Genomic DNA, 11,723 nt, shown 5'->3' on the forward strand with positions numbered 1-11,723 from the left:
TGAGCCATAAGTTTATATAACCCATTCAATCATTTTTTGTTTCTTTTTATATGCATCCGCTGTTGCAATCACACTTTTAATTGTCTTATAATTAGTAGTTTTTGCAAATTCATAAGCTTGTTCTAACAAATTTTCATCACTTGTAAAATAACTTGCTTCTACTTACTTTGCTGTATTGTCTTGTCAAGGCTCTTTATCATAAGTAATAGATTTTTGTGTTGTTGCTGGAACTAATAGGGTAATAGAGATTTCATAGGGATTTTTCCACAAGGATTATAGTATGAACCAACTTTATATATTTTACTAGCTAATACAATATCTCCTACTTTTAAACCTAAATCATGAGCTCCTGCTGTTCCTTGATTTATTATGATAGTAGGTTTATATTTTAATATTCCTATACTAGTTGTAGCTGCAGCATTAGTCATACCAACTAATGTTCTTGATATAACAACATCTTTTCCGTTGATTGTTCCTGAGTAGAATAGATAAGAACCAATTCTTTCTTCTTACTTATTTTCTAAAACATTGATTAAAACATCAGTCTCTTCTGGAAGAGCACCTTGAATAAGAACTTTCGCAAATATAATTTGCGTTAAACAAATTATGAAAAATAATTTTTCATAGCTTCTCCTTGTGTGAAATTTTAAACTTAAGCTCTTAGGCTTAAAAAATCACACAAAGAAAACGAATTGCGAGTATATATTAATAAACTTAAAGTATTCTAAAGAAAAGGTAAAAATATGAAAAATATAAAATCAGCAATTTACACAAATGAATTAAATATAATAAATATTGAAGCAATGATGTCAAAGGGCTTACCTGCCTTTAATATCGTAGGATTAGCAAGCACTAGTATCAAAGAAAGTGTAGATAGGATAAAATCAGCTTTTGCTAATCTTGATGATTTTACAATGCCTTGTAAAAAAATCGTAATAAATTTAAGCCCATCAGATATTCCTAAAAATGGTAGTTATTTTGATTTAGCAATTGCGCTTTTAGTATATTTTTATGAAAAAGATTTAGATAATGATTATTATGTATTCGGAGAGCTTGGGTTAAATGGGGATATTAAAAGCACTTCGGGGCTTTTTTCTATTTTATTATTTTTAGCTAGATTTAAGCCAAATTCTAAGGTTTTAGTGCCTAAAGACTTAGCAAATGAAGTTAGTTTGATTTATAATTTGCAGTGTTATGCTGTCGGGAATTTACTTGAAGCTTTTGAGTTTTTTACTAGCGAAGATAAGGAAAAATTCAGAATAAACTATAATGAAAATATTTTTAATTCTTTAATCAAAATCAATAATAAAAGTTATATAAAAAATACAAATTACCCACTAGATTTTATAGACATTAGGGGTCAAGAACAAGCAAAATTAGCTTGTAAAATAGCAGCTTTAGGAATGCACAATATTATGCTAGAAGGCTCACCTGGAAGTGGTAAAAGTATGTGCGCTAAAAGGCTAGTTTATATAATGCCACCACTTAGCGTTGATGAGATTTTAGAAAATAATGCTTATAGGAGCTTAAATGGTGAGAAGCTTGATTTTTCGTCTATTAGAAGCTTTAGAAGTCCGCATAGAAGCTCAACTATTAGCTCAATTTTAGGTGGTGGGACTAAAAATGCTAGGATAGGCGAAATTGCTTTGGCAAATAATGGGGTTTTGTTTTTTGATGAATTTACTTATTTTAATAAGCAAATTATAGAAAGCCTAAGAGAGCCTTTAGAAGATAATCTAATCAATATTTCAAGGGTTAATTCAAAAATATCTTATAAAACTAAATTCTTATTCATATCAGCCTTAAATCCTTGCCCTTGCGGAAATCTCTTTAAAAAAGAGCAAAATTGCAAATGCCTTGAGCGTGATATTATAAGGTATAAAAGCAAGATTTCAGAGCCGATTTATGATAGAATTGATTTATATGTGGCGGTTGATGAGGTTGATATGAACGCAAAAGCAAGTGTTAGTAGCAAGGATTTAGCTGATGAGATTTTAAAGGCTTTTATCTTTCAAAAAGAGATAAGAAAGCAAGATGAATTTAATGGTAAATTAAGCGATGAAGATATTAAAAAATACTGCATTTTAGAAGATAGTGCAAGAGATATTTTTAACAAAGCTATTAATAATTATCATTTAAGTGCTAGGGCTGCTAATAAGGTTTTAAAGGTTGCTAGGTCTTTGGCTGATTTTGAAGAGAGATTAAAAATAAACGAAAAAGATATAAAAATAGCTTTATCTTTTAGATATAGAGCAAAACATTAGATTTTGATTTTAAATTCTTTAGTTTTAAAGAATTTAAAATTAGTAGTTAAAGTTAAATCAATAATCTAACAATTGATTATCACATACAATACTTTTCATACCTTTTAAAGCAGAGAATAAATTAATTTTTCTTTTTGTTATATAAATTATATTTTTCTAAATCAAGATTTTCTTTAGATATAACTTCGTTAAAATCTCTTTCAAGTTCTTGAATTAATTTTTAGCTTTTTGTATTGCTGATACTAAGTTTTGATAAGAGTAATTTGTTTCATCTTTTTTTATTAATTCACAATAATCGTCCAAAAGATATAACAAGCTTTGAAATTATTTATGATTTCGTGCTTTTTGGCAAATTTTTGTCCCATATTTTTAGTATTTTTAGCTCATTATTTTGCTTAAAAATTTTTGTGATTCTAAAATAATAAATAATTAAATTCCTTAAAAATTGGTTTTAATAATTTTATTTTTAAGCTTTTATTAAGAGTGGGGGGGGGTATTATTATATTTTTAAAATTATTTTAGGAGATATTATGAAAAAATTAGTTTTTTCGTTAATTTGTGTAAATGCTTTTGCAAGCAATTTTGTTGGTTTTGGTTTTTATGGTTCGAATGCTGATACTAAAAATGCTGAAGGTTTTGATATAGAAGATAAAGGAATTTATCACTATGAAATATATGCAAATAAATTTTATAGTGAAGGTGAAAATAATTTCGTTTATGATGCAAAATTAGGATATTCACATTACAAAAGCAATATTAAAGCTATTGAAGAAAATGTAGAAGTTAAGGCTAGTGTAAAGGTAAAAGCATTTAGTTTACAAGCTTTAGCTGGATACGGAATCTTGGTTGGCAATGATGTATCTTTGTCATTTTTAGGTGGTCTAGGTTATGAAAACGCAAAATATACTGCTAGTAACTTTAGTGCAACACTTGGTAATGCTACTACAATAGTAGATTTAAGCTCTAGTGAAAAAGATAATTCAATGTTTTTAAAGGCTGGTGTTGCAGCTAGAAAACAATTTGAGAATAATTTTACAATGAGCAGTGGTGTATATCTTAAATATTTTGCAAAAAAAGTAGATTTTACAAAACGCTTTTCGCCTGAAGTTGATTTAAGACTTGGTTATACTTTTGCAAATAATACTTATGCAGGAGTAAAATTTGGCTATGAAAATACTTTATTCGGTCATGGTGGTAAAGCTGGTTTTGAACTAAGCTATAAATTTTAAAATTTACTCAAGCCTTTAAAGGTTTGAGTAAAAATATTTTAATAATCAATTAGCTCTACATAAACTTGCTCTTTATCATCTGTGTAATAAGTTTTATATTTTATTGTAGTTTCGTTTTCTCCACCATTCACAACTATGCCTTTTATCTTGCCATCTGTTATTTTACTGCTTAATTCATTTGGCATAGTTGGATAAACAAATTTCAAATTAGCATTACAATATCTTACTCTATCATCTTCGTTTTTTAGTGTTACAAAGCTAGAAAAATCCATCTTAACATTAGTGCTTACATATTTTATTATTTGATTCAATAAATCAATTACGGGTTTATAAGCATTTGCTGCGTAGCTTTCAGCAAAATTACCATTATATGAATAATCATAATCTTTAAACTCTCGCACTTTAATTATCGTATTTTCTACTTCATCTTGAAATGCTTTAATAACGCCATATTTAAATATTACTTCAGGAGCATTTTCTCTTATAAGCTCTTCTAGGGCTTCAAGTGCTACTTCATCATTGCATTTTGGTGTATTATCAAAAAAAGAAAAATTAAAAGCACTTAAATATGTGTTTAAAAATAAACTAATTATTATTTTTTTCATTGTTACTCCTATTATCTTCAAATATTTTTGCAATAGCTTGAGAGATATTTTCATTATTTGGGTTATTGTCTAATATAAATAATTTTAAAAACTCAACGCCAAAATGCGATGGGAAAATAAAATAACAATCATTGTGAAAATTATTCTTAGGAAAATAATTTGTCCTTATCCCTATTGATAATTCACCCTTATTTGTCTGTGCTTCACCGACTACTACTTCAAAATATTTATCTTTATAAATTAGTTTGAAAGGATAGTTTTTACTATCAATAAAAGGCTTTTTAATTTGCATTTCTTGCCCTTACTAAGTCTATGATATTATTAACCTTTTCTAAGTTTTTATTTCTTAAAATTGCACCTATTATAAATAAATCAAATAGGCACCAAAAAGCAATGAATTTGTCTAAATCTAAAATACCCGATATCTCTGGATTTATTTCCTTGAGATTAGATGCTATTATTAATAAAATTAATTTCATACAACCTACCGAAAACATATTAATTCTAAACCAAGCTACACCATAACAACCTAATAATAGATTATAAAGCCAAAAGCAAGTAACAGGACTATCAAGCTTGTCTTTTTTTAGTATTTTAGCAACTTCGTTAAGCTCTGTCTCGCTTAAACTTTCTAGTTTTTTTAATAATTCTTCATTACTCATAATAGGTTCTGATGACTTTATATTTTTTATGAGAAATTTTCTAAATCTACCTATTTTTTTAGGCAACTTGTCTTGAATTGAAGAGAATAAAATCGTCGCATTCATTTTTAATCCTTTTAAAATAAAATAAAAACGAGATAATACCCCCCCCCATTCTTAATTTATGCTTAAAACTATTTAAAATGCTTAAAAAAAATTGTAGAATTTGAAATAGGAATTTGAATTTTCCTATTTCGTAAGATTTATATAAATTTTACTTTTTCGTTAAATGAAAATCTCATTTTTTTATGTTTTGGTTGTCCGTTTGCTCTATAGCCAAAAGTTAAAACTAAAGCACAAAACTCATCTTTTGGTAAAAATTCTTCATTAATCGGTGCTTCATCGTATCCTCCGATAATGCAAGAATCAACGCCTAAAGTATGAGCACAATTTACCATATTTGTAGCTGCTATATAACATTGTAAAGCTCCATATTCGTGAGCGTTTCTAGTTTCTAAACGCTTTAGATAAGGCGAATATAATTCATAAACTTTATCAAAATCTTCTCTTCTTTTAAGCGCATTTTGAACTACGCCACCCTTTGGGTCAAAATTATTTTTTGCAGCTACAATTACAGCAAAAGCACAAGTTTCAAATTGTCTTTTAGAATTACAAAATTGTTTTAATTTTTCAATGTTTTCAGGATTTTGTAAAACATAAAAAGTCCAAGGCTCAAGCCCTAATGAGCTAGGGCTTAAAACTCCAGCTTCTAAAATAACATTGATTTTTGCTTGAGAAACTTTTTCGTTATTAAATTCTTTACAAGCAAAACGAGTTTTTAATAAGTGCAAATAATTCATTCTTCGTCCTTTCTAGCTTTTTTTTGAGCTAATATATTTTCTTTATTATCTTCTATTAATAATCTATTTCTTTCTATTAGCTTCATTGCTTCGTTTAATTTATCATCAATTACTGATATTTTTTGTTTTAATAGATTTATTCTTGCGTTGAAATATTGCGTAATTAAAAATGCTATCAGTAAAAATACGATTAGTATAACTAGTAAATACAAGCTTCCCATTTTAATCCTTTATATCAATATAAAATATTGTTTTATTTTCTATATTTTCTATATTTATTACAGAAAAATTAGTATAAATCATATTAGATAATTCTTTAATATTAGTAATATTATTTTGTGCTAATAGCCTTAAAACCCTGCCACGATAGACTTTTGAACTATGAGATAATTGCTTATTATTTTTCATAAAAATAAAAGTTGCGTGTGGAATTTGAATTTGATAATAGTCTTTATAAATATCAGCTCTAAGGTCAATTGCAAATTCTTTTATTATTTCATTTAGATTATTTGTTGTATCTTTTAAATATTCTTTAGCTTGGTTGATTTTGTTTAATTTCACCCCTTGTTTGAGTTTATAAAATGGTATCTCATCATTTGCAAGAATAGGTCCAAAAAGGTTGGAAAATATAATTACATTATCATCAATATATGTTTTTTCTTCATTACTTAAACTATTGTAATCTAATTCTTTATAGCTAACTCCTTGGTATAAAATTATTGCTTTATATAATTTATTAGAGAAATTATTTAATATATTTTGGGTATTTTTAACACCAAAAATTAATTCTAAATTATCAAAATGATTTATATATTCCTTTATATATGATTTTCTAAATTGAGATTTTATTGAGAGATTGTCTAAATTTAAATTAGTAAAAAATATCTTTAATTCATCTATATTACAAGCATTTAAGCTATTTATTTTTTCTTCACTTGGTGAAAACAAAATTTTCATATTGCTCCTTTTTTTAAAAAAATTATAACTTACTCTTGACAAATGAAAAATTTTTACATATAATGCCGTCTTTCATTTTTGATTTATGCTGGTTTAGCTCAGTTGGTAGAGCAGCTGCCTTGTAAGCAGCAGGTCGGGGGTTCAAGTCCCTTAACCAGCTCCATTTTATTTTTAGCAGTGTTTGACCAGAACAAAAAAGGCTTTATTTTTATAAATAAAGGTGAGTTACTCAAGTGGCCAACGAGGGCAGACTGTAAATCTGCTGGCTTTGCCTTCCGTGGTTCGAATCCACGACTCACCACCATTATAGATGCGGGAATAGCTCAGTTGGCTAGAGCATCAGCCTTCCAAGCTGAGGGTCGCGAGTTCGAGTCTCGTTTCCCGCTCCAACTTTTTTGCAAGAACTGGGAGCTGTAATTTTTATCGCTTCACAAGTTTTTCCAAAAATAGTTTAAGTTTTAGTGTATTTGTTGTCTAAAGTTATAATTTTTCTGAGCGCTCGTATGGCTCAGAGGTAGAGCACTCCCTTGGTAAGGGAGAGGTCGTGGGTTCAAGTCCCACTATGAGCTCCATTTATTCAAAAAGGTAATAATTTTAGACTAGTAATTAATTTTATTAATACGGAGGAAGTATTATGGCAAAGGAAAAATTCTCACGTAATAAACCACACGTGAATATCGGAACAATTGGTCACGTTGACCACGGTAAAACTACTTTAACTGCTGCTATTTCAGCTGTTTTATCAAGAAAAGGTCTTGCAGAGCTTAAAGATTATGATAATATTGATAATGCTCCAGAAGAAAAAGAAAGAGGTATTACAATTGCTACTTCTCATATTGAGTATGAGACTGAAAATCGTCACTACGCTCACGTAGACTGCCCAGGCCACGCAGACTATGTTAAAAACATGATTACAGGTGCTGCACAAATGGATGGCGCTATTCTTGTTGTTTCAGCAGCAGACGGCCCAATGCCACAAACTAGAGAGCACATTCTATTATCACGCCAAGTTGGTGTTCCATATATCGTAGTATTTATGAACAAAGCTGATATGGTTGATGATGCTGAATTATTAGAGCTAGTTGAAATGGAAATTAGAGAATTATTAAGTTCATATGATTTCCCAGGCGATGACACTCCAATCGTATCTGGTTCAGCTTTACAGGCTTTAGAAGAAGCAAAAGCTGGTAAAGATGGCGAATGGTCAGCTAAAATTTTAGAGTTAATGGCTCAAGTAGATAGCTATATCCCAACTCCAGTTCGTGATACTGACAAAGATTTCTTAATGCCAATTGAAGACGTATTCTCAATTTCAGGTCGTGGTACAGTTGTAACAGGACGTATTGAAAAAGGTATCGTTAAAGTTGGAGATACTATTGAAATCGTTGGTATTAGAGATACTCAAACAACAACAGTTACTGGTGTTGAAATGTTTAGAAAAGAAATGGAGCAAGGTGAAGCTGGTGATAACGTAGGTGTATTACTACGCGGAACAAAAAAAGAAGATGTTATTCGTGGTATGGTTCTTGCTAAACCAAAAACTATTACTCCACATACAGACTTTGAAGCTGAAGTTTATATCTTAACTAAAGAAGAAGGTGGTAGACATACTCCATTCTTTAATAACTATAGACCACAGTTCTATGTAAGAACAACTGACGTTACAGGTTCTATTCAGTTAGCAGAAGGCACAGAAATGGTTATGCCTGGTGATAACGTAAGAATTACTGTATCATTAATTCAACCAGTTGCACTTGAAGAAGGTACTCGTTTTGCTATCCGTGAAGGTGGTAGAACAGTTGGTTCAGGTGTTGTATCAAAAATTATTAAGTAATTTAAATGAGTAGGTTTTTATACCTACTCTAAAAACTAAAAGGAAATGTTATGAGAATTAAAATTGGTTTAAAATGCGAAGAAACAGGCGATATTAATTATAGTACGTTTAAAAATTCAAAGAATACTACTGAAAAGTTAGAACTTAAAAAGTATTGCCCAAGATTAAGAAAACATACAGTTCATAAAGAAGTTAAGTTAAAAAGCTAATTTTAGGGCAATAGCTCCAACGGTAGAGCGCCGGATTCCAAATCCGATGGTTGGGGGTTCGAATCCCTCTTGCCCTGCCAATTAAAGGTTTTAAAATGGAAAAATTAATAAATTATTTTAAGTTATCAAAAGCTGAGTTAGCAAAAGTATTTTTTCCAACTAAAGGACAAGTAAAAAATGCTTTTATTACGGTAGTTGTTGTAGTTACCGTTATTTCTTTATTTTTAGCTTTTGTTGATTTTATTATGTCTTTTTCATTAAAGAGTATTTTATAAGGGCGCGAGATGAATTTTAAATGGTATGCAATTCAGACTTACGCAGGTAGCGAAATGGCTGTAAAAAGAGCTATTGAGAAATTATGTTATGAAAATGGAATTTCTGATAGATTAAAAGAAGTTTTAGTTCCTACAGAAGATGTTATTGAAACAGGTAAGAATGGAAAACAGAAAATTACAGCAAAATGTTTATATTCTAGCTATGTTTTTGCAAACATTGATTTAGATATAGAGTTATGGCATAAAATTCAAAAATTGCCTAAAGTTGGAAGATTTATTGGAGAATCTAAAAAACCTACTCCTTTAAGTGAGAAGGATGTTAATTTGATTTTAGAAAAAGCTAATAATAAAAAAGCTCCAAGACCTAAAATTTTCTTTGAAAATGGAGAAAGCGTTAGGATTACTGAAGGCTCATTTGCGAATTTTACAGGTATTGTAGAAGAATACGATATGGTTAGGGGTACTTTAAAACTTAATGTTTCAATTTTTGGAAGAAGTACGCCAGTTGAAATACTATATTCACAAGTAGAAAAAATTATTTAATAAATTAAGGAGTCATTATGGCTAAAAAAGTTGTTGGGGAAATTAAATTACAAATAGCTGCAACAAAGGCAAATCCATCACCACCAGTAGGACCTGCTTTAGGACAACAAGGTGTTAATATTATGGAATTTTGTAAGGCTTTCAATGAGCGTACAAAAGATATGGCGGGATATAATATTCCAGTAGTTATAACAGTATATGCTGATAAAAGTTTTACATTTATAACAAAACAACCACCTGCTACAGATTTAATTAAAAAAGCTGCAGGTATTTCAAAAGGAACTGATAATCCTTTAAAAAATAAAGTAGGTAAGCTAACAAAAGCTCAAATACTTGAAATTGTTGATAGAAAAATTGCTGACTTAAATACAAAAGATCGTGAGCAAGCTGCTAAGATTATTGCAGGTTCTGCTAGATCAATGGGTGTTGAAGTAGTAGATTAATAAGAACCTAACCGCCGGGTTAAGGCGGAAGCACTTTAAAAAATGCGGAGAAAAATATGGCAAAAAAAGCAAAAAGAATTCAAGAATTATTAAAAAAAGTTGATTTAACAAAAGAATATTCACTAAATGATGGTATTAAAGTTATTAAAACTTTATCATCAGCTAAATTTGATGAAACCGTTGAAATAGCAATGAAATTAAATGTTGATCCAAGACATGCTGATCAAATGGTAAGAGGTTCAGTAGTATTACCAGAAGGAACTGGCAAAAAGGTTCGTGTAGCTGTAATTGCAAAAGATATTAAAGCTGATGAAGCAAAAGCAGCAGGAGCTGATATTGTTGGTGATGATGATTTAGTAGAAGAAATTCAAAAAGGTAATATTAATTTTGATGTATTAATAGCAACTCCAAATTTAATGGGGCTAGTTGGTAAAGTTGGCCGTATTTTAGGACCTAAGGGTTTAATGCCAAATCCTAAAACAGGAACAGTTACTATGGATGTAGCTCAAGCTGTTAAAAATGCTAAATCAGGACAAGTTAATTTTCGTGTAGATAAACAAGGAAATATTCATGCTGGTTTAGGTAAAGTTAGTTTTTCTGAAGAAAAATTATTAAATAACGTTAGTGCTTTTGTAAAAGCAATTAATAAACACAAACCTGCAACTGCAAAAGGTAGATATATTAAGAGTGCAACTCTATCTTTAACAATGAGTCCAGGTTTAAAACTTGAAACTCAAGAATTATTAGATTTAAAATAATTTTTTCTATGAATAGCTATTTTTTAAACTTTTTATGTTAAAAATATAGCTATTCTTTTTCAAATTTTTATTTTAGTTTTTTTGCGTAAAGAATTTAAATAAAAATTTGATTTGTGACAGCCGAGGTTTATTACTTAATTGACTTTTGTCTCTCTGCTTAAATCATAAATCGGAAAGGAGAAACGATGACAAGAAACCAAAAAGAAGAACTAATAGCTAGACTTTCTGATGAATTTACAACAAACAATGCTGTTGTTGTTTGTAATTATAAAGGTATTATTACTAAGCAATTAGAAGTATTACGTGATTCTGCAAGAGTTGCTAATGTTAAAGTAGAAGTTATTAAAAATACTTTAGCTAGTATTGCTTTAGAAAAATCAGGCAAAAATGGTTTAACACTTAAAGATACAAATATTTATCTTTGGGGAGAAGACGCGTTAGCAGTTACAAAAGTAGCAGCTAAATTTGCTGAAAAAAATAATGCGTTTGAAGTTAAGTTTGGTCACATAGATGGTGAAGTTGCAGATGCTAATAAAATTACTGCATTATCTAAAATGCCATCTCGTGAAGAGTTACTTGCTATGTTATTGCAAGTTTGGAATGCGCCGATTCAAAATTTCACAATCGGTTTAAATGCACTTAAAGAAAAAAAAGAACAAGAATAATTTTATAAAGGATAAAAAATGGCAATTACAAAACAAGATGTATTAGAATATATCTCAAATCTAAGTGTTTTAGAACTATCTGAATTAGTTAAAGAATTTGAAGAAAAATTTGGTGTTAGTGCAGCTCCTGTAATGGTTGCTGGTGCTGTAGGTGGTGCTGCAGCTGCTGCTGAAGAAGAAAAAACAGAATTTAACGTTGTGTTAGTAGATTCAGGTGCTAACAAAATTAATGTTATTAAAGTAGTACGTGCATTAACAGGATTAGGCTTAAAAGAAGCTAAAGATGCTGTTGAAGGTACTCCATCAACATTAAAAGAAGGTGTTAGCAAAGCAGATGCTGAAGAAGCTAAAAAACAACTTGAAGAAGCTGGCGCTAAGGTTGAACTTAAATAATTTATTTAGCCCTATTTTTAGGGCTATTTTTGTATTGTGTTGTTTTT

17 protein-coding genes and 5 tRNA genes are annotated in these 11,723 nt (G+C 29.5%); 15 read left to right on the forward strand and 7 right to left on the reverse strand.

What is annotated here, in order from left to right:
• Nucleotides 1-230: 230 nt before the first annotated feature.
• Nucleotides 231-500, reverse strand: a complete 270-nt coding sequence (locus AVBRAN_RS00345) for a hypothetical protein (protein WP_275591997.1) — start codon at nt 498-500, stop codon at nt 231-233.
• Between the two features lie 243 nt (nt 501-743).
• Between AVBRAN_RS00345 and AVBRAN_RS00350 the strand changes: the two genes are divergently transcribed.
• Both AVBRAN_RS00350 and AVBRAN_RS00355 read left to right on the forward strand, forming a co-directional pair.
• Nucleotides 744-2,264, forward strand: coding sequence for a YifB family Mg chelatase-like AAA ATPase (locus AVBRAN_RS00350; protein ID WP_214149829.1), 1,521 nt, complete (start codon nt 744-746; stop codon nt 2,262-2,264).
• A 530-nt stretch (nt 2,265-2,794) separates the two neighbouring features.
• Nucleotides 2,795-3,493 (forward strand): autotransporter outer membrane beta-barrel domain-containing protein, encoded by a 699-nt coding sequence (locus AVBRAN_RS00355; protein ID WP_239803251.1) that lies wholly within the window; start codon nt 2,795-2,797, stop codon nt 3,491-3,493.
• Nucleotides 3,494-3,531: 38 nt separating this feature from the next.
• Here the strand turns inward: AVBRAN_RS00355 and AVBRAN_RS00360 are convergent, their stop codons facing one another.
• The 6 genes from AVBRAN_RS00360 to yaaA form a co-directional block, all read right to left on the reverse strand.
• Entirely contained in the window at nt 3,532-4,098 is a 567-nt protein-coding gene (locus AVBRAN_RS00360) for a hypothetical protein (RefSeq protein WP_239803252.1), read from the reverse strand.
• Nucleotides 4,079-4,390, reverse strand: a complete 312-nt coding sequence (locus tag AVBRAN_RS00365; protein ID WP_239803253.1) for a hypothetical protein — start codon at nt 4,388-4,390, stop codon at nt 4,079-4,081. The genes AVBRAN_RS00360 and AVBRAN_RS00365 overlap by 20 nt, the downstream gene beginning before the upstream one ends.
• The gene (locus AVBRAN_RS00370) at nt 4,380-4,865 is read right to left on the reverse strand and encodes a hypothetical protein (RefSeq protein WP_239803254.1); all 486 of its coding nucleotides are present in this window, start codon (nt 4,863-4,865) and stop codon (nt 4,380-4,382) included. The genes AVBRAN_RS00365 and AVBRAN_RS00370 overlap by 11 nt, the downstream gene beginning before the upstream one ends.
• A gap of 137 nt (nt 4,866-5,002) precedes the next feature.
• A complete protein-coding gene (locus tag AVBRAN_RS00375) occupies nt 5,003-5,599 on the reverse strand; it encodes an NAD(P)H-dependent oxidoreductase (protein ID WP_239803255.1) in 597 nt (198 codons plus the stop codon).
• Entirely contained in the window at nt 5,596-5,820 is a 225-nt protein-coding gene (locus tag AVBRAN_RS00380) for a hypothetical protein (RefSeq protein ID WP_214118209.1), read from the reverse strand. Before AVBRAN_RS00380 ends, AVBRAN_RS00375 begins: the two co-directional genes overlap by 4 nt.
• A gap of 1 nt (nt 5,821) precedes the next feature.
• Complete coding sequence (gene yaaA / locus AVBRAN_RS00385) at nt 5,822-6,556, reverse strand: peroxide stress protein YaaA (protein WP_214118207.1); 735 nt, start codon at nt 6,554-6,556, stop codon at nt 5,822-5,824.
• 87 nt (nt 6,557-6,643) lie between these two features.
• Here yaaA and AVBRAN_RS00390 point away from each other — a divergent pair.
• The 13 genes from AVBRAN_RS00390 (at nt 6,644) to rplL (ending at nt 11,676) form a co-directional block, all read left to right on the forward strand.
• Nucleotides 6,644-6,719: transfer RNA gene (locus AVBRAN_RS00390), tRNA-Thr, on the forward strand.
• 56 nt (nt 6,720-6,775) lie between these two features.
• A tRNA-Tyr gene (locus tag AVBRAN_RS00395) sits at nt 6,776-6,860 on the forward strand.
• Between the two features lie 8 nt (nt 6,861-6,868).
• Nucleotides 6,869-6,945 (forward strand) — tRNA-Gly (locus AVBRAN_RS00400).
• 108 nt (nt 6,946-7,053) lie between these two features.
• Nucleotides 7,054-7,128: transfer RNA gene (locus AVBRAN_RS00405), tRNA-Thr, on the forward strand.
• A gap of 62 nt (nt 7,129-7,190) precedes the next feature.
• Nucleotides 7,191-8,390, forward strand: coding sequence for an elongation factor Tu (gene tuf / locus AVBRAN_RS00410; protein ID WP_214118205.1), 1,200 nt, complete (start codon nt 7,191-7,193; stop codon nt 8,388-8,390).
• Nucleotides 8,391-8,440: 50 nt separating this feature from the next.
• The gene (gene rpmG, locus AVBRAN_RS00415) at nt 8,441-8,599 is read left to right on the forward strand and encodes a 50S ribosomal protein L33 (RefSeq protein WP_214118203.1); all 159 of its coding nucleotides are present in this window, start codon (nt 8,441-8,443) and stop codon (nt 8,597-8,599) included.
• A gap of 4 nt (nt 8,600-8,603) precedes the next feature.
• Nucleotides 8,604-8,679 (forward strand) — tRNA-Trp (locus tag AVBRAN_RS00420).
• A gap of 15 nt (nt 8,680-8,694) precedes the next feature.
• Nucleotides 8,695-8,874 carry a preprotein translocase subunit SecE gene (secE, locus tag AVBRAN_RS00425; RefSeq protein WP_214118201.1) on the forward strand — a complete coding sequence of 60 codons (180 nt, stop codon included), beginning with the start codon at nt 8,695-8,697 and terminating at the stop codon, nt 8,872-8,874.
• A gap of 9 nt (nt 8,875-8,883) precedes the next feature.
• A complete protein-coding gene (nusG, locus tag AVBRAN_RS00430; protein ID WP_214118200.1) occupies nt 8,884-9,417 on the forward strand; it encodes a transcription termination/antitermination protein NusG in 534 nt (177 codons plus the stop codon).
• A 17-nt stretch (nt 9,418-9,434) separates the two neighbouring features.
• Nucleotides 9,435-9,860, forward strand: coding sequence for a 50S ribosomal protein L11 (rplK, locus tag AVBRAN_RS00435; protein ID WP_214118198.1), 426 nt, complete (start codon nt 9,435-9,437; stop codon nt 9,858-9,860).
• 56 nt (nt 9,861-9,916) lie between these two features.
• Nucleotides 9,917-10,618 (forward strand): 50S ribosomal protein L1, encoded by a 702-nt coding sequence (gene rplA, locus AVBRAN_RS00440; RefSeq protein ID WP_214118196.1) that lies wholly within the window; start codon nt 9,917-9,919, stop codon nt 10,616-10,618.
• 185 nt (nt 10,619-10,803) lie between these two features.
• On the forward strand, nt 10,804-11,283 hold the full coding sequence (rplJ, locus tag AVBRAN_RS00445; RefSeq protein WP_214118194.1) for a 50S ribosomal protein L10: 480 nt from the start codon (nt 10,804-10,806) through the stop codon (nt 11,281-11,283).
• 18 nt (nt 11,284-11,301) lie between these two features.
• Nucleotides 11,302-11,676 carry a 50S ribosomal protein L7/L12 gene (gene rplL, locus AVBRAN_RS00450; protein WP_214118192.1) on the forward strand — a complete coding sequence of 125 codons (375 nt, stop codon included), beginning with the start codon at nt 11,302-11,304 and terminating at the stop codon, nt 11,674-11,676.
• Nucleotides 11,677-11,723: the final 47 nt, after the last annotated feature.

It is taken from the genome of Campylobacter sp. RM12651 (assembly GCF_022369475.1).
In the GTDB taxonomy this organism is placed as follows: Bacteria; Campylobacterota; Campylobacteria; order Campylobacterales; family Campylobacteraceae; genus Campylobacter_E.

What these genes read in the sequence shown, in the direction of transcription:
- yaaA (WP_214118207.1), bottom strand. Translation starts at nt 6,556, where the DNA reads ATGAAAATTTTGTTTTCACCAAGTGAAGAAAAAATAAATAGCTTAAAT.
- AVBRAN_RS00365 (WP_239803253.1), bottom strand. Translation starts at nt 4,390, where the DNA reads ATGCAAATTAAAAAGCCTTTTATTGATAGTAAAAACTATCCTTTCAAA.
- AVBRAN_RS00380 (WP_214118209.1), bottom strand. Translation starts at nt 5,820, where the DNA reads ATGGGAAGCTTGTATTTACTAGTTATACTAATCGTATTTTTACTGATA.
- AVBRAN_RS00360 (WP_239803252.1), bottom strand. Translation starts at nt 4,098, where the DNA reads ATGAAAAAAATAATAATTAGTTTATTTTTAAACACATATTTAAGTGCT.
- rplJ (WP_214118194.1), top strand. Translation starts at nt 10,804, where the DNA reads ATGACAAGAAACCAAAAAGAAGAACTAATAGCTAGACTTTCTGATGAA.
- AVBRAN_RS00375 (WP_239803255.1), bottom strand. Translation starts at nt 5,599, where the DNA reads ATGAATTATTTGCACTTATTAAAAACTCGTTTTGCTTGTAAAGAATTT.
- rplK (WP_214118198.1), top strand. Translation starts at nt 9,435, where the DNA reads ATGGCTAAAAAAGTTGTTGGGGAAATTAAATTACAAATAGCTGCAACA.
- rpmG (WP_214118203.1), top strand. Translation starts at nt 8,441, where the DNA reads ATGAGAATTAAAATTGGTTTAAAATGCGAAGAAACAGGCGATATTAAT.
- AVBRAN_RS00355 (WP_239803251.1), top strand. Translation starts at nt 2,795, where the DNA reads ATGAAAAAATTAGTTTTTTCGTTAATTTGTGTAAATGCTTTTGCAAGC.
- AVBRAN_RS00350 (WP_214149829.1), top strand. Translation starts at nt 744, where the DNA reads ATGAAAAATATAAAATCAGCAATTTACACAAATGAATTAAATATAATA.
- secE (WP_214118201.1), top strand. Translation starts at nt 8,695, where the DNA reads ATGGAAAAATTAATAAATTATTTTAAGTTATCAAAAGCTGAGTTAGCA.
- AVBRAN_RS00370 (WP_239803254.1), bottom strand. Translation starts at nt 4,865, where the DNA reads ATGAATGCGACGATTTTATTCTCTTCAATTCAAGACAAGTTGCCTAAA.
- nusG (WP_214118200.1), top strand. Translation starts at nt 8,884, where the DNA reads ATGAATTTTAAATGGTATGCAATTCAGACTTACGCAGGTAGCGAAATG.
- rplL (WP_214118192.1), top strand. Translation starts at nt 11,302, where the DNA reads ATGGCAATTACAAAACAAGATGTATTAGAATATATCTCAAATCTAAGT.
- rplA (WP_214118196.1), top strand. Translation starts at nt 9,917, where the DNA reads ATGGCAAAAAAAGCAAAAAGAATTCAAGAATTATTAAAAAAAGTTGAT.
- tuf (WP_214118205.1), top strand. Translation starts at nt 7,191, where the DNA reads ATGGCAAAGGAAAAATTCTCACGTAATAAACCACACGTGAATATCGGA.